This is a genomic window from Sulfurimonas indica, from assembly GCF_009192995.1.
GTDB classification, from domain to species: Bacteria; Campylobacterota; Campylobacteria; order Campylobacterales; family Sulfurimonadaceae; genus Sulfurimonas; species Sulfurimonas indica.
In genome coordinates, this window is the sequence record NZ_SDID01000007.1 from 1 (window position 1) to 16,541 (window position 16,541).

Genomic DNA, 16,541 nt, shown 5'->3' on the forward strand with positions numbered 1-16,541 from the left:
TTCTTCAAGAAAATTGCATTTATGATTTGAACTTAGGATGTCAAAACTATTAATCGTTTCTCTATAAAAAGTTCTTTAAAGCCATACTGCTCTTGAATCCAAGAAAATGTCTCTTTTGTGTATAAAAAGACATGTGTGGGATCATTTTTATAGTACCAAGAGCCAAAATCTCTCTCATCATAAATATCTGTCATCAGATAGAGCTTACCACCCTCACGCAGCATCTCACGCAGATGCCCAAACTCTTTTGCAGGATTGTAAAAATGTTCTATGACCTCACATGAGGAGATGTAGTCGTATTGCGTCTCTAAAAGTTCAGGATAGTTATGAAAATAGGGATCATAGTTTTGAATATCATAACCCTTCTCACGTAAAACTGCAGAGATGATAGCCGATGTTCCTGCTCCAAAGTCCAATCCTTTATGAAAAGCTTGAAAATCTTTAGTGATACTCTCTGTAATAGGTGAAACAAATTTTCTATATCCTCTATCTTCCGTATCACTGTCATGCAGCTCATAACGTTCTACCTCTTCATCCTGCTTTGGTAAATCCTCTTGCACTACAAAAACAGCCCTGCACTCCGGACATCTACAATATCTCTGCGTATCTTCATAAAATTTTTGACTTAGTGTATCACATAAGGGACATCTTTCTTTCATGCCTAATCTTATCGTATCAACCATTGATAAGCAATAAAAAGATAAAATCCTATTATTATAATTTTTAAGGAACTTTATTGTTAAATTTACCAAATTTTTTGGCATCCATCCGTATAGTACTTGCGCCATTGATGTTCTGGGTTATTTTAAATCCCCAAATATTTACAAACAATGGCTTTGACATTACATGGAACTACTATTTTGCTTCACTTCTCTTTGTTCTAGCATCTGTTACAGACTTTTTTGACGGCTATATAGCAAGAGAGTGGAATCAGATGACACTTCTTGGTGCCATACTTGACCCCCTTGCAGACAAGATGCTAACCCTTGCTGCATTTTTGGGTCTCATGGTTATAGGAGAAGCTTCTGCATGGGCTATTTACATCATCATCGTACGTGAGCTTTTCATTACAGGTATCCGCACAGTAGCTGTAAGTGAAGGTGTAAGTGTAAAAGCAAGCTGGGCCGGTAAAGTAAAAACAGTAGCACAGATGATAGCTATCGGTTTTTTACTAATGCGCTGGCCTTTTGGAGATGCCCTACTTTGGTTTGCGGTATTTTTAACAATTTATTCCGGTCTTGAATATCTTTGGGGCTTTCGAAAAGCCCTACTGAAGGATGAAATTTCATGAGCTATTTCGTATCACTGATAGTTATCTCAGGACTTATCTTTTTTCACGAACTTGGACACTATAGTGCTGCCAAAATGATGGGTGTTTCTGTAGAGGTTTTCAGTATCGGTTTTGGAAAGAGGCTCTTTACATTTCGAGCTTTTAACACAGAGTGGAGTATCTCAGCCATTCCGCTTGGTGGTTATGTCCGTATGAAAGGTCAAGATGATTCTGACCCTACAAAAAAGAACTACGACCAGGACAGTTATAATTCCAAGTCACCCCTGCAGCGTATTTTCATCCTTGTAGCAGGACCACTTGCAAACTTTGTTTTAGCATTTTTTCTCTACTTTGCCATTGCGATGGGTAATCCTGCAGTATTGGCCCCTGTTATCGGCGAGGTTACAAAAGACTCTCCAGCATATGTTGCAGGACTAAAATCCAATGATACCATCCTCTCTATCAATGGCAAAAAAATAGCCTCTTGGAAAGAGATGGCAGAGCTCATTAAGGAGTCACAAGGCAGTATTGCACTTGAAGTTGACAGAAAAGGCTATCTCAAGTTTATAACACTCACACCGGAATTAAAAGATGCCAAAAATATGTATGGTGAAGATATCAAACGTAAAATGATAGGTATCTCTGCAGCCGGTGTTATGAAAGAGAGGGAACTGGACTTTATTGAGAAGCTCGAGTATGCAACAGAACAGACTGTTTTTGCTTCTACGCTTATCTTTACAGGGGTCAAAAAACTCATCTTCGGTGAAGTACCTGCATCTGAAATGGGTGGTGTTATAAGTATTGTAAAACTTACCTCTGATGCAACTGATGCAGGCTGGATGAGTGTTCTTTTCTTTGCTGCACTTATCTCTGTTAACCTGGGAGTTTTAAATCTGCTTCCAATTCCTGCACTTGATGGCGGACATATTATGTTTAATCTCTATGAGATGCTTTTTCGCCGTGAGCCAAGTGAGAAAATCCTTATAAACCTTACTATTGCAGGTTGGGTTATTCTTTTTGGATTAATGGGGCTAGGGCTTTTCAATGATATAAACAGACTAATGGGACAAGGATAAAAAATGAACGATATCGAATACAAACTTAAAATAGATGATGTTATACGCCGCGTAGAAGCTGCAAGAGTAAGAGTAAGTCCTCATCATATTGTAAAGATAGTAGCAGTAAGCAAGTACTCAACATCGCAGGAGGTAGAAAAACTCTACCATATAGGTCAGCGTGCTTTTGGAGAGAATAAAGTACAAGACTTAGAGAAAAAAGTAACAGAACTTGAAGATTTACCTCTTGAATGGCACTTTATCGGCAACCTACAGAAGAACAAGATAAACAAACTCCTAGAGATAAATCCATCACTCTTTCAAGGGCTTGATTCTTTAGAGCTTGCACATGAACTGCAAAAACGACTTGCAGTGCGTGAGATGACACTTGATTGCCTCTTGCAAATAAACTCTGCTAAAGAAGCATCCAAACATGGTGTACTTCCTGAAGATGCTATTGCAACGTATGAAGCAATTCAAAAAGAGTGCCCAAATATCAACTTAAAAGGCGTTATGAGCATTGGTGCACACTCTGATGATAAAGAGCAAGTCAAAGAAAGCTTTGTAACAACACACAATATCTTTACACAACTAGAGGGTGCGACTATCTGTTCGATGGGAATGAGCAGTGACTTTGAACTTGCTATCGAGTGTGGTTCTAATATGGTTCGTCTTGGCTCTATCATGTTTAACAGATAGACTGAACGAACAAACAAATAAAAAGAAATCTTAAAATATTCAGGTAACCCTAATCATTTTATTGCCTTATAATAATTATTAGATAAAATTTCTAAATAAAACTATTATAAGGTACCTGCTATGAAAAAAACTATTCTTATGGATAAATATCCGGTCTTCTCTCTAGAAATAGCTAAAAATGAAACGACATTTACAACGGTCTCAGAAATTATTGCCTATCTGAAAGATAAAGTTGACAATCATCCCATCGCAACATACATCGCTCTTTTTAATCACTACGAGCATACTGCAAATCTTGCAGATGGTGAGATAAATCCAGATATCAAAGATGCACAAAACCTCATTTTCTGTTTTGGAAAACAGATTCCAAATACAAAGATATTAGCAGCACGTCCAAGAAGTTTTGGTGTGAGTGAGCTGGAAGATTCTTTCGTGATTGACTTTTTGGAAGCACCAAACGAACAGCTTCACAAAGTTATGGAGGAGTGGGCTAAATCTGTAGCCAACAAGTAAGAGAAAATCTCTTACTTATAAAATTTACTGCAAAACCTTTCTGGCATTTACAGGCTGAACCGGACGGTTATTAGGATGGTGCATTGTATGCAGGAACTCCTCGACTTCCTCTTTTGAAACAGTTGAGTAGTCTTTTAGAACAAACCATCTTACACCTTCAGAACATGGTGGTGTAGTCAGAGAACCATCAAATCTGTAGTAAGCTCTCTCTTTTGGTAAAAGCTCATTCATCATTGCAGCAGATAATCCGCATTGTACTTTTTTGCCTGCTTCTTTTGGCATTTTTTTCCAGATTTTATTGATAATTGCATTCTCTTTACCATCTTCAAACATCACAGCGACAACAGCTAAAGCACCATCTTTTGCCTGATGAACGAAGTGCGCTTCAAGCGGAAAGTTTTTTCCGTCAATCTGATTTTCGCTTGGTGTATGAAAGTGAAACTGCTTGAGTTCAAACTCTTTTCCGTCAATCATGATAAAACTGCCTTGTTTAATGTTTACCTGTACACTGTGTCCATTGTTAATCACTTCAGATGCACCTGTTGTATAGTGAAAATTAATCGGTACAAGACCTTTTGTCTCTACGATAATCTCTTTTCTGATGTTTATAGGAGATTGAGAACCACCCAGTTTACACTCTGCATATTTTGGATCTAGATCACCCCAATGTGCAGGATCTTCATGCCCTGTATATCCCCAGTGAGAGTGATGTACACCTGCAAATAAAGAGCCTGCTAAAAGACAACTGCTTATTAAAATATTATTGAATTTCATTCAATTCCTTACTGTTAAGTTCAACTCTTATGATAGAATTATTTTCATTATAAATGGTTGAAGTTTAATTCTTTATAGCGTTTAAAACGTACTGCATTACTTTTTGGATTTGCTATTAGTGCTTGTTGATACGCTATCATCTTATAAAACGGTTCCAAAAAAAGTTCTAATGACTCTTTTTTTATATACTCAACACCATGCTGATTCAACGCTTCTAAAACAACAAGGGTGGACTCCATTGTAGAGAGATACGCTGCATCTGGCTGTTCTTTTATCTGATACTGTGACTTTTTTGTTGTTGTAAAGCTCATATGTCCCAGATTTTGCAGATTTTTACTGTGATAGAAAATCGATTTTGTGCACGACCATGTAGAATCTATAAGAAAAATCGCAAGCGGCCTGTTACTTTTTTTTGGATTTTTCTGCGTAAGGTTGAGTGCATGAGGTGAAGGAAAAAGAATATAACTCTCATGTGTTGCAATAATCTCATTGATACGTCTGTTATGAGTAAAATCAATACCGATAAAAAGCTCAGAATTCTTAAGACTTTGATGTGTAAAGTGTCCTGTATTATTCTTTACCTTCTTGAACTCTTTTGGATGCATTAAGATAACAAATTTTGTCTCTGTCTCTATCTCACAAAAGTACTCGCACATACAGGAGCTTTTTGGTCTGTAACATCTATAACATTTTTCTCTATTACCATAATATGTCTGTTTCATTAGCAAAATTATACTAAAATAGCCTTATGCTTACTCAAAAACAGTATGGTTTAATTGTCATCGGATCTGGTGCAGCAGGCATCATTGCGGCAATTGTTGCAGCGAGAGACGGTAGTAAAGTACTCCTTCTTGAAAAGCTCTCTCAAATCGCAGCAAAACTCAAAGCAACCGGTGGTGGACGCTGCAACCTGACAAATACCTTATCTAATGAAGAGTTTATGGCACGTTTTGGCAGAGACGGTCGTTTTATGCAAGATGCGCTGCAAGCCTTTGATCATAAAAAACTCATTGCTTTTTTGGAAGAAATCGGCATAGAAACACATGCACCTGACGGATTTCGAATCTTTCCAACCTCTCACTCGTCTCTAACTATCATAGAAGGTCTTAAAAAAGAGATGGAGCGTCTTGGTGTAGAAGTAAGATGCAATCAAAAGGTCACTCGCCTGCTCTCAACCGGCAAACATATCGATGGTGTACGGACAGAAAACGAAACATTTTTTGCTCCCAATGTTATCGTTGCCACCGGTGGTCTTGGTTATCCTCTCCTTGGAGCTGAAGGTAACGGCTATAATTTGGCAAGCGAGCTCGGACACAAAGTCACAGACCTCTCTCCGGCCATGATGCCACTTAAAACAAAAGAGGATTGGGTACAAAACTGCCGTGCTGATACCATTGCAAAAGTTGAACTTCGGGTAGATATTAAAAAACATAAAAAACTACGTGCAAAAGGGGACCTTATCTTTACAAAGAGCGGTATTCGTGGTCCTGTCGTACTTGATTTTGCACGAGAAGTGACACCGCTTTTAAAAAAATATGGCGAAGTACCCCTGCTACTCAATCTTACAAAAGGAAAAAATGAGGAGCAGATTAGAGAGCACTTCAAACAAGAGCTTGTGCATGAGAATATCAAAACTGTTTTAGATCTTCTAAAAACACTACTGCCAGAAGCACTCTCACGTGAGCTCTGCAGACTTGCAAAAATAAATCCTGATGATAAATACAAAAAGATAGAAGGAAAAAAGCGTGACAAACTTATCTCTTTGCTTGCATGGACACCACTGACTGTCACAGGGCATGACGGCTTTAAAATGGCAATGATTACCCGTGGCGGTATCAGTTTAAAAGAGATAAACCCAAAAACAATGCAAAGTAAACTTATTGACGGACTCTATTTTTGTGGAGAAGTTATGAACCTTGATGGTCCCTGTGGAGGTTATAACCTGCAGTGGAGCTTTGCAAGCGGTTATCTTGCAGGTAAACTACTTCGATAATTTCACACCAAAAAGACGAAACTCTTTTTTACCCATATAGTAAGGTTCCCACCACTTAATGGCAGTTGGGACTGCAAGATTAAGCATAAAGATAGCACATATTAAAATATAAAACTGATGAAAATCGATAATATGGTTATCAGTATAAGTAATATCAATAACAATAAAAGCAAGTTCAGCACGTCCAAGCATCCCAAGTCCTACCATAACACTTTGATGCCAAGCATAGCCACCGGTATAGCGTGCTGCAAAAGCAGCTGAAAGCACCTGAAAAACCAATACGGCAAAAAAGAGTACAAAAACTGCTGGCAAAATATCAAAAAGTACATGATAATCAAAAATCAGTTTTGTTCCAAGCTCAACAAAGAAGATAGGACCAAAAATAGTATAGGCCAGATGATTGATAACGAACTCACCATCTCTTTTATGACTTCTTAGTACATTGTCAACTTCAATGACAAAATACTCCTCACGCAGAAAAAGTCCTGCAAAATATGCCCCAATTGCCGGATGAAATCCAAACTTGTCTGCAATGGCACCAAATAAAAATGCTGTAAATATCATTACAAGCGGTGTGAATTTTCCACTGTATGCAGTCAGTAAACGTCTGATACCAAGATACTTTCTTACCTTTACTGCCAAATGAAAAAACTTACCGTGCTCTTTTCCTTTCTCTTTTTGCAGACTATCAGGAAAAAGCACCATACCGATAAAACTGATAATTCCAAAAAAGAGAAGAACCTTGAGTATGATTATTGCGATTTCTCCAAACTCTACACTTTGAGAAGATCCTCCTGTAGCACTGATAGCAATAGGAATCATAATAGCAAGACCAATAAGGGAGAGGATGTCATCAACTACTGCCGCACTCATAATAGCTGTTGAAGCTGTTGTTCTATGCAGGCCCTCTTCCCGCAGACTTACCATTGTCAGACTGACTGCCGTTGCGGTCATCGTAAGACCCCAAATCATCTGTGAGTTAAAGTCATAGCCAAAGAGTTTTGCAGTATAAAAACCGGCTAAAAAAGGAAAGATTGCACCAATGACGGCAATACCAAAACTTCGCTTGAGCCCTTGTATGAAGTGGTTCAAGTCCTCATCAAACCCAAGTGCGAACATAACAAAGACAATCCCCCACTCTCCAATAGCTTCAAGTATTGCATTATGCTCGGGAAGTATGCCTAGATTAACACCGATGGATCCAAAAAGAATAAGCCAGAGTACATCAACGGTGGAAGTTTTTTGTGAAATTATCTTCGCTAAAACAACGAAGAAGATAATAATGGCAGAGTATGTCCACAAGTCATGTCCACCCATCACTTCCTCCTACTCAAAATATCGAATTGATGCAAATCCAAAGGCACCACTCTCTTGGAGTGCTGCGACTTCGTTATCACCTATTATACCACCAAGTGCAAAAATATCAATATCTGTCATTCCGGCAATCTCTGCCAAGTCATCAACACCTTTGCTCTCCCCCTTGCCGGGAGTGGAAAAGATAGGCGAATAAGTTACATAATCAGCACCCATTGCCTCAGCAATATGCACTTCATCATGTGTGTGTGTTGAGATGATAACTTCAAGACCCAAATCTTTGGCAAGAGAAATATCATCAAATTGTTGTGAAGTCAAATGCACTCCTGCTGCACCAAGTTTACTTGCTAAGTTATAATCTTGATGTAAAAAAGCCTTAAGCCCATAAAAGTTTTTACAAACATCTAAAAAATGGTCAGCCTGTATTGCATAGTGTGGATTGTTTTTGTCCCTATAGAGTGCAAAATCAGGCAGATGTTTTTTTAAACCCTCTTGTAAAATAGAGCGAAAGACTGCCGGTGTATCTGTATAATGCTCACGTGAGGTAATGAGATACTTTTTCATCCCTACTTCCTCAGCAGCGGATTTGCAAAGTCAATATACTCAACATCAACATTTTTTGCATAACGCTCAGCCATTGCAGAGACATGATAGTCGAGTCTATCTAAGAGATAGAGTTCCGGTTTTGTATACTTTGCCTTTGCCTCCTGAATATAGCTTTGCAAGTATGCAAGTGCTTCTTCTTCACTCTCAAAACATATGGAACTGATTATCTCTTGGATTGCTTCATACGCATCACCACATGAAGATAAAAAGTCATAACTCAAGTCCATCGTTTTTAGATTATGGTGTGCCTTTGAAAAAGCAAAATGGTTATAGAGCATACAACCTACAAAATACTCAATATCAGAAGGCTCAAACTCAGAGTATTGATTCTCCTCATCTGCAAAATATTTATGCCAAATATCTAATACTTTTGTTATTTTACTATCCATAAAGCACCCTTGTTTTTTTATCACCACCCCAACAAACTAACTCAAGTTTTGAGTTAGTTTGTTGGGGTGGTGATAAGAATTATACAAAAAAAATGCTATACTTAGCCTATTATGATAGATATAAAGAGCTCAGGTAACAAAACTTTAAACATTGTTCTAGCAAATACGAACAAAGCGCTGCGTGAGGTGCTCAAAGATATAACACCAAAAGAGTTGGCACTACTAGCAAAAGCGAAAGACCTTGGCTCCGTTTTAGAGTCTCTTATAAAAAAAACTCCACAGGATGCGACACAAAACAGAGCACTGCTGACACTCTTAAAGAACAATCCAACGCTCAAATCTCTTGGAAATGTTACAACAAGCCTCAAAGAGCTTGCACAGCTTTTAGATACAAAGCTTCCTAAAGAGCCTTTACCTGCCTTGGAAAAGCTCCAAAAAATCCTTACAACTACACTGGGTAACAACACGATTATCACAGAAAAAGCACTCAAAAACAGACTGGAAAACTCAGGCATTTTTTTAGAATCAAAACTCAAAAACTTCACAGCCCCTAAAATAGATTTACAAATGCAGCTAAAAGAGCTTGCCATTCAGCTGCAAGACTCTAAAGTACCTGTTGTAAAAACTCTGCTTATTGATATCAAAGCACTACTCTCAAGTGAACTTTTTACAACACCACAGCAAAACAAAGCAATGCTCACGCAGTTGAGCAGTAAAGTAACAACGATATTGGATAAACTAGATAAACAGATACTTTCACATTTTGATAAAACACAGTATCCAAAAGATATTCTTTTCACTAAAGAGACCAAAGAGTTGTATACACAACTCCAGCAGCTCAATAAACCTGAAAAACTCCTAAAGTCCACAAAAATTCAAGAGCTTTTTAGTGATGATTTTAAAGCTGTTATCAAAAAAAGTCTTGAAGAGTTAAATAGTACAAACCATCCCCAAAAATTAGAGCTTATAAAACAGTTAGATAAACTTTCCCTACAAATTGACTATTATCAACTGCTCTCCCATCTCTCCAATGCTTCGGCCATCTATCTACCTTACTATTTTGATGCTTTAGAAGATGGAAATATCACACTTAAATCTGCAAAGAATGAAAAATTCTTTTGTGATATAGAGCTCCAGTTAAAAGAGTATGGTTTTTTGAGACTACGGCTTGGTATGTTTGAAAAGAATCAGCTTAACATCAACATTGAGTGTGAGTCCGTTGAACTGGAAACAAAAATGAAAAGTAATATTGGGCAACTTAAAGGAAATCTTCTCTCTGCAGGAATACATCCCAAAGATATCCGTTTTATCAAAAGTTCAAATGAAAATGCCCCAGCATATACGAATGAACAAGAGTTACAACTTGGTTTTGAGGTAAAAGCATGAAAAAGCAGGAGGCTGTTGCACTCAAATATGACCAAGCAAAAAACAAAGCACCAAGGATTACTGCAAAGGGAAAAGGTAAAACTGCACAAAAGATCATTGAACTTGCAGCGTTAAATGACATACCGATAAAAAAAGATGAAGATTTGGTAGAACTGCTCTCAAAAGTAGAACTTGACAAAGAAGTACCAGCTGAGATGTATAAAGCTGTTGCAGAGGTTTTTACATTTATTTACAATATGACGAAAAAATCAGAGTGATTCTTTCATTAATAGTTCCATATAGTTCTGTTCATCTATAGGCTTACTAAAAAGATATCCCTGAAAATAGTTACACCCTTTCTTTTGAAGATACTTTCGCTGATAAGGGTGTTCAACACCCTCAGCAATAACACATTTATCAAGTGTATTTGCCATTGCAATAATAGTATCGATTAATATTTTTTTATTACTCTCATCTTTTGGAATCTCATCAACAAAACTTTTATCTATTTTAATGGAATCTATCGGCAGTTTTGTAAGATAAGCTAAAGATGAGTAACCTGTACCAAAATCATCCATGCTTATTTTAACACCAAGTTTTTGTATCTTTTGGAGCAGATGCAGAGCAAAATCAATATCTTCAGCCATAACACTCTCAGTAATTTCAATAATTAACTGACTAGGCTTAATGCCTACAAGTGCTCTTTGTACAATATTATAAAACTCAGAGACCTGCAACTGTTTTAAAGAGACATTCACTGCTATATGCATCTCATTGGAAAGATTTAATGCATTAATACTCTTGATAACTCTATTTGCTTCAGAAAGTACCCATTCACCTATTTTAATTATATATCCATGATCTTCAGCCAACTCTATAAATTGATGGGGCAGCAAGAATCCAAATTTTGGATGATTCCAGCGTATCAGTGCTTCTGCTCCAACAATTTTTCCGCTTAAAGCTTCTATTTTTGGTTGAAAATGAAGTTCAAACTCAGCTCTTTTGAGAGCATGGAACATATCTTCTTCCAGTTGGATTTCATATGCTATCCTCTCATTAAGTTCCTGTGTAAAAAAGCTAAACTTATCACGTCCTAATTCTTTTGCCCTATACATTGCTATATCAGCATTTTTTAACAATTCTGATGCTTCATTACCATCTTTTGGATATAAAACAACACCGATACTTGTAGAGATATTCAATACATGTCCGTCAACCTCCCAGTGTTTTCGAAATAACGAGATAATCTTTTCTAAAATAATAGAGAGTTTTGTCTCATCGATATTTGTAAGGACTATAACGAACTCATCTCCGCCGAGTCTAGCAAATATATCCTCTTTTCGTAATTTTGGAGCGACTCTGTTTACAACCTCTTTTAAAAGTTTATCCCCAAAATCATGCCCCAAACTATCATTGATATTTTTAAAATGATCTAAATCCAAAAAGAGCAGAGCAAACTGAGTCTTCGTTCGTCTTGATGTGGAGATTAAACGGGAGAGTTCTTCTTCTAATGAAAATCTATTTGATATACCTGTCAGAGTATCATGTTTTGCAAGTGCCCGAAAACGGGCCTCACTTTGTGCCAGTTTTGAACGAGACTTCTTTTCCAACTCTTCATAAAGATCATGCATCTCTTTTGAAGAGACCTCTAAGGTATGCTCTAGAAACTCTCTGTCTTCATCATCATCTCTATATGCTTTCTCAACCAGATCTAGAAAAATCTTAAAATCTTTTTCTAAGACATCTCCTTTTGTATAGTTGATCTTTTTCAGCTGTCTTCGTAAAAGCCTATGCATCACTTTCCCATATAAGCGTCAATGTCATCGTTTGATTATGCAAATCACACTTTCCTGACGCCAGTGGTGATATCTCACCATAAGAGTAAAAACCTATCTGTTTTGTTTTTTGTGGTACTACATCCAATATCGCTTCAAGTTCCTCTTCTACCCTGCTTTTAAGTACCAAACGTCTTCCTACACAGCTAATTGCTATTGAGAGAACAACTTCTTCTTTATAGTCTTTCAGATACAGACTCTCAGCAGCCTCACTCGCACCATCAATAATGCGGTTATAATTTGCTTTCATCAATGTAACATGCGATCCTTGCGGAATATCTCCTGCGAAGGTAATGGACTGTTCTTCTTCATTAACTGCCAAAATGGTCCGCACTTTACTCTCATCCGAATCTGCTTCATCTCTTAGTTCTAGAGGAAACAAAAGTCCTGTTGCGGGTAAACCCGCAGCCTTCTCTCCCAAATACTTTTTATATATCTCTAAAGCCGGTTGTTTGTCAAGTTCATAAAGAACACTATCTCTGCTTTTTGTGACAATCCTCTCAATACCGAGTCTGTCCCATCCACCTTTGGAAGCATGGGCAATATGTACATGCTCTCCATAAAAACCAATAGCACAGACAAAACCACTCATTGGCTTACTGTCAACCACTACCCAGGTAGACTCAAACCTGTCATCATCAGCTGCAAGTCCACCGGTAATCGGTATATGTGAAGGAATCACTGAAGAGAGCCCCTCTGTCAGTTTTGAACCATTTGCATTGAGACCGTCAGAGAGTATAAAAACACCTTTTAAATCATCACGATACAAATCTTGTGCAATATTTACACCATCTTCAAAGGAGTTTTCGGTTGAAATGAGTGTACATAAAGAGTGCCTTAGTTTAGTATGTTCAAATTTCATCACAGATGCAACAAGCGAATCTTCATACAACTCATCTTGGTAAATCTCTCCTGCAGTCGAAGCACCGATAATAACAGCATTAAGAAAGGTTTGAGAGAGTTCCAACAGAGGGGTTTTTATAATTTCGACTTTTGAACTCGCAAAGACAATAATAAGTGTATTGGAGGAATCCAGCGTAGCATTGAGCGAAGTATTCCACCTGTCAGTGTAGAGATAAGTTTCTAAAAGCATACAGTATCCTTTAGAAACTATTATATTATTTTCAATATTAATTAAAAATTAACTTATTTCAACTGACTCCAATTGTCTCCGATATTCAGTGATGCTTTGAGTGGAATATTAAGTTTATAAATGTTCTGCATAATATCTCTAAATTTATCTCCTAAAACATCTGCATCATCCGCATCTACTTCAAAAATCAGTTCATCATGAATCTGTAGTAGCATCGTTGCCGACAGATTTTCTTCTAAAATAACTTGATGAATTTTATTCATACTCAGTTTAATCAAATCAGCCGCACTTCCTTGAAAAACACTGTTTACAGATTCTCTCTCATAGGCAGCTTTAAACATCGGTGTAGCACGCTCGTAGTCAAAGTATCTACGGCGCATTAAGAGTGTCTCAACATAACCCTTCTCTTTTGAAAAATCAACTATAGAGCGGAAGTATTGCTTAACCGTTGGAAATGACTCAAAATACTTCTCAATGATTGCTTTTGCCTCTTTGGTAGTTATTCCCAGAGTATCAGAGAGTTTCTTTTGTCCCATTCCATAAAGTAAACCAAAGTTTACCGTTTTGGCAATGTTTCTTTTTGCTTTTGCCTCCTCTTGTCCAAAAAGGATGATGGCAGTCTGTAAGTGAATATCTTTGTCATGCATAAAGGCATCTAGTAAAACTGGATCTTTTGAGAAATGTGCTAAAAGACGCAGTTCAATTTGTGAGTAGTCAATGCCAATGAGTTTTTTTCCTTTACCTGCTACAAAAGCCTCACGTATCTTTGCACCAAGCGGTGAACGCATTGGAATATTTTGCAGATTTGGATTTTTAGAACTGAGTCTTCCTGTTGCAGTACCCGTTTGTACAAAAGAGGTATGAATACGATGTGCTTCATCCTCATATGCCAATTTCAAAAGTGGTTCAATATAGGTAGAGTAGAGCTTATAGACCTCACGGTACCCTAAAAGCTTGGGAATAATGTCATGCTTATCTTTGAGGGAGCTCAGTACTTTCTCATCTGTTGAGTAACCTGTCTTTGTCTTTTTCCCAACCGGCAGACCAAGTGTCTCAAAGAGTACAACACCTAACTGTTTGGTGGAGTTGATATTGAACTCTGTCCCGGCTAATGCGTAGATACTTTTTGTCAGACTCTCTAATGTTGCTTTTACCTCAACTAGAAAATCCTCTAAAAAGTTCACATCAACTCTTATTCCACGTCGCTCCATACAAAGCAGCGTACTTATAAAAGGAATCTCAACCTCTTTAGCTTCCTCTATCAAATGAAGTGCATCTTGAAGCTCCAGCTTGTGTAAAAAGAGTTTGTAGAGCTTGTAGGTGATAAGTGCATCCTCAGAAGCATACATACAGGCATCTTCAAGCTCAACAGAAGCAAAACTCTCACCTTTTTTGACCGTATCTTTAAAGGCTATCATCTCATGATTGAGAAGTGCCTTTGCAAGCTTATCAAGTGAAAGTGCACTCTCAGGATTGATAAGCCAAGCTAAAATCATACTGTCAGATTCTATCGGTAGGCTCTCAACACCTAAAAAACGTGTTACAAAATGCAGGTCAAACTTAATGTTGTGACCGACTACTCTGTGTTCAAATATCTTGCGCATAGCCTCTTTTGCATCATCTTTGCTGATTTGGTCCGGTACACCAAGATAGAAGTGCCCAAAAGGTACATAATAGGCTTCTTCTTCATTCATACAGAAACTAAAACCGACAAGCTTATCCTTTTCATAATCCAGTCCTGTTGTCTCTGTATCAAAAGCTATTAAAGTATCTTTATCAAGTCCATCCAGTACCTTAAAAAGCTCGTCTCTGTTTGTCAGTAGTTTTGCAGTGTATTCACTATTTGTACACTCCTCACTTCTGTTATTAGCTACTTTTTTAACAGCTGCTGCTTTTTGCTCTTCACTCACCATTTTTTTTGCATGCAGTGTTCGAAGAATTGCATTTTGTTCATACTCTACAAGCTCATCATAGATATTTATAAAGGGATTCTCAATATCCATCTTATAGGTTTCAAAATCGAACTCATCACAGGAAAAGACATCAGGATGCAGAGTTACAAGTTCTTTTGACATGTAAGCAGCCTCACGCGACTCAATGAGCTTCTTCTGCGTGGCACCTTTTATCTCATCGATATGCGCATAGATACTGTCCAAATCACCATACTCTTTTAAAAGTTTTTCAGCTCCTACTTTTCCTATCCCTTTTACACCGGGAACATTATCAGCACTGTCACCCAGAATAGACTGATAATCTATAAACTGCTTTGGTGTGACACCATACTTGTCATAGCAAGCTCGCTCATTCATCACTTTTTTCTTGATGGCATCAACAAGTGTTACATTATCATCATCGATGAGCTGACAGAGATCTTTATCATGAGAAACTATACGTACCTTATAACCCTTCTCTTTTGCACATTTCACCAGTGTAGCAATGATATCATCCGCTTCATAGCCGGTTTTACCAAGTGTCTTGTAACCCATCTTATTAATCCACTCCATAGCAACCGGGAGCTGCTGAGTGAGCTCTGGTGGCGGTGCTTGACGATTTGCTTTGTAGTTTGCATCTATCTCATTACGAAATGTTTCTCCTTTGGAGTCAACTGCAAAGATGATATAGTCACTGTCATGGTCACGTGAGAGTGTAGAGATGAAGTTCGTAAATCCTGTTAAAAGTCCCGTTGGAAAACCCTCTTTTGTCTTTAGGTGCTGTGGTAGTGCATAGAAGCTTCGAAAGAAAAACCCAAAAGTATCTATTATTGTGACAGTTTTTGACATTAAGAAGCCTTTATGACATCAAGTATATCATCGATGGCATCCTCTAGTATCTCATGGTCATAACCAGCGTCTCTTGCTTTTCTTAGACCAAAGTTTATAGCTTGTTCGCTAAAAGGTTTGTTAACAGGTAAGACAGTTTTTACAATATGCAGTGCTGTTGCATACTCTCTGACCTCTTTTGGTGCTGCAGCGGGATTGTCTGCATAACGAATCATCTCTACAAATTCATCCTCAAATCCCCAATGTTCAAAAATAAGGGCCGTTACTTCTGAACTTGTAACATTTACATAAGATTTTTCAACTTGAGCGAGATTATTTGACATCTCTACTTCTGATTTAAAACTGATATCTTCATCTTCTTTAATGACATCACTCGCAATTAATATCTTACCTGTTTCTTGAAGAAAAGCCGCAAGATAGAGTTTTTCAGCTTTTTGTTTGTCAATTTTTTGATACCATTTACTCATCAATGTTGCCTGCATAGAAGATATCTCTGCAAATTTGTCACTTGTTATGCCATAGGGCTGCATATCAACATTTAAAAGTTTTCTCACAGCATTTCCAAGAGCAATGGAGCGTGTCATACTCATACCAAAAAGGCTTACTGCCTGAGAGACATTTTTAATCTCTTTGCCAAAGCCATACAGAGGTGAATTTGCAGCCTTTAAGAGATTTGCTACAATCATAGGATCATGTTCAATAACTTTTGCCAACTCCCCAATCCCAGCTTCTTCATCCGCATATACTCTATTGATATCTGCTATTGTTTTTGAGAGAGGAGGAAGTGATTTTATACTGTCAGCGATTGAACTTTTCATACTATTGGCCTTTGATTTTTTATTTATTATATCACAC

The 16,541-nt window shown here is 37.6% G+C and carries 17 protein-coding genes; 7 read left to right on the forward strand and 10 right to left on the reverse strand.

The features are described from left to right. Positions 1-32: 32 nt before the first annotated feature. Positions 33-659: a class I SAM-dependent methyltransferase gene (locus ES948_RS04620; protein WP_152183773.1), complete on the reverse strand. Its 627-nt coding sequence runs from the start codon at positions 657-659 to the stop codon at positions 33-35. Positions 660-736: 77 nt separating this feature from the next. Here ES948_RS04620 and pgsA point away from each other — a divergent pair, with 77 nt between their 5' ends. From pgsA to ES948_RS04640, 4 genes are all read left to right on the forward strand, one after another. Continuing rightward, positions 737-1,291, forward strand: coding sequence for a CDP-diacylglycerol--glycerol-3-phosphate 3-phosphatidyltransferase (pgsA, locus tag ES948_RS04625; RefSeq protein WP_152183774.1), 555 nt, complete (start codon positions 737-739; stop codon positions 1,289-1,291). Beyond that, a complete protein-coding gene (gene rseP / locus ES948_RS04630; RefSeq protein ID WP_152183775.1) occupies positions 1,288-2,346 on the forward strand; it encodes an RIP metalloprotease RseP in 1,059 nt (352 codons plus the stop codon). The genes pgsA and rseP overlap by 4 nt, the downstream gene beginning before the upstream one ends. A 3-nt stretch (positions 2,347-2,349) precedes the next feature. Continuing rightward, on the forward strand, positions 2,350-3,024 hold the full coding sequence (locus ES948_RS04635) for a YggS family pyridoxal phosphate-dependent enzyme (RefSeq protein ID WP_152183776.1): 675 nt from the start codon (positions 2,350-2,352) through the stop codon (positions 3,022-3,024). 120 nt (positions 3,025-3,144) lie between these two features. After that, the gene (locus ES948_RS04640; protein ID WP_152183777.1) at positions 3,145-3,537 is read left to right on the forward strand and encodes a DUF6858 family protein; all 393 of its coding nucleotides are present in this window, start codon (positions 3,145-3,147) and stop codon (positions 3,535-3,537) included. A gap of 24 nt (positions 3,538-3,561) precedes the next feature. Here the strand turns inward: ES948_RS04640 and ES948_RS04645 are convergent, their stop codons facing one another. Beyond that, complete coding sequence (locus ES948_RS04645; RefSeq protein WP_152183778.1) at positions 3,562-4,311, reverse strand: carbonic anhydrase; 750 nt, start codon at positions 4,309-4,311, stop codon at positions 3,562-3,564. A 47-nt stretch (positions 4,312-4,358) separates the two neighbouring features. Next, a complete protein-coding gene (locus ES948_RS04650) occupies positions 4,359-5,033 on the reverse strand; it encodes a tRNA-uridine aminocarboxypropyltransferase (RefSeq protein WP_152183779.1) in 675 nt (224 codons plus the stop codon). A 26-nt stretch (positions 5,034-5,059) separates the two neighbouring features. Here ES948_RS04650 and ES948_RS04655 point away from each other — a divergent pair, with 26 nt between their 5' ends. Continuing rightward, entirely contained in the window at positions 5,060-6,304 is a 1,245-nt protein-coding gene (locus ES948_RS04655) for a BaiN/RdsA family NAD(P)/FAD-dependent oxidoreductase (RefSeq protein WP_152183780.1), read from the forward strand. Here the strand turns inward: ES948_RS04655 and ES948_RS04660 are convergent. The 3 genes from ES948_RS04660 to ES948_RS04670 are packed head-to-tail and all read right to left on the reverse strand — an operon-like array spanning position 6,293 to position 8,613. Next, positions 6,293-7,621 (reverse strand): cation:proton antiporter, encoded by a 1,329-nt coding sequence (locus tag ES948_RS04660; protein WP_152183781.1) that lies wholly within the window; start codon positions 7,619-7,621, stop codon positions 6,293-6,295. The two genes, ES948_RS04655 and ES948_RS04660, sit on opposite strands and share 12 nt — an antisense overlap. Positions 7,622-7,630: 9 nt before the next feature. Then, entirely contained in the window at positions 7,631-8,182 is a 552-nt protein-coding gene (locus ES948_RS04665; protein WP_152183782.1) for a thiamine phosphate synthase, read from the reverse strand. 2 nt (positions 8,183-8,184) lie between these two features. Continuing rightward, on the reverse strand, positions 8,185-8,613 hold the full coding sequence (locus ES948_RS04670; RefSeq protein WP_152183783.1) for a hypothetical protein: 429 nt from the start codon (positions 8,611-8,613) through the stop codon (positions 8,185-8,187). 111 nt (positions 8,614-8,724) lie between these two features. Here ES948_RS04670 and ES948_RS04675 point away from each other — a divergent pair, with 111 nt between their 5' ends. Together ES948_RS04675 and ES948_RS04680 are read left to right on the forward strand one after the other, a co-directional pair. After that, the gene (locus ES948_RS04675; RefSeq protein WP_152183784.1) at positions 8,725-9,999 is read left to right on the forward strand and encodes a flagellar hook-length control protein FliK; all 1,275 of its coding nucleotides are present in this window, start codon (positions 8,725-8,727) and stop codon (positions 9,997-9,999) included. Continuing rightward, complete coding sequence (locus ES948_RS04680; RefSeq protein ID WP_152183785.1) at positions 9,996-10,256, forward strand: EscU/YscU/HrcU family type III secretion system export apparatus switch protein; 261 nt, start codon at positions 9,996-9,998, stop codon at positions 10,254-10,256. The genes ES948_RS04675 and ES948_RS04680 overlap by 4 nt, the downstream gene beginning before the upstream one ends. On the opposite strand, the gene ES948_RS04685 is transcribed toward ES948_RS04680, so the two are convergent. The 4 genes from ES948_RS04685 to ES948_RS04700 are packed head-to-tail and all read right to left on the reverse strand — an operon-like array spanning position 10,248 to position 16,504. After that, positions 10,248-11,774, reverse strand: coding sequence for a putative bifunctional diguanylate cyclase/phosphodiesterase (locus ES948_RS04685; protein WP_152183786.1), 1,527 nt, complete (start codon positions 11,772-11,774; stop codon positions 10,248-10,250). The two genes, ES948_RS04680 and ES948_RS04685, sit on opposite strands and share 9 nt — an antisense overlap. Beyond that, positions 11,767-12,906 (reverse strand): FIST signal transduction protein, encoded by a 1,140-nt coding sequence (locus tag ES948_RS04690; RefSeq protein WP_152183787.1) that lies wholly within the window; start codon positions 12,904-12,906, stop codon positions 11,767-11,769. The genes ES948_RS04685 and ES948_RS04690 overlap by 8 nt, the downstream gene beginning before the upstream one ends. A 53-nt stretch (positions 12,907-12,959) precedes the next feature. Further along, positions 12,960-15,686: a DNA polymerase I gene (gene polA / locus ES948_RS04695; RefSeq protein ID WP_152183788.1), complete on the reverse strand. Its 2,727-nt coding sequence runs from the start codon at positions 15,684-15,686 to the stop codon at positions 12,960-12,962. Beyond that, positions 15,686-16,504, reverse strand: a complete 819-nt coding sequence (locus ES948_RS04700) for an HDOD domain-containing protein (RefSeq protein ID WP_152183789.1) — start codon at positions 16,502-16,504, stop codon at positions 15,686-15,688. The genes polA and ES948_RS04700 overlap by 1 nt, the downstream gene beginning before the upstream one ends. Positions 16,505-16,541 lie beyond the last annotated feature (37 nt).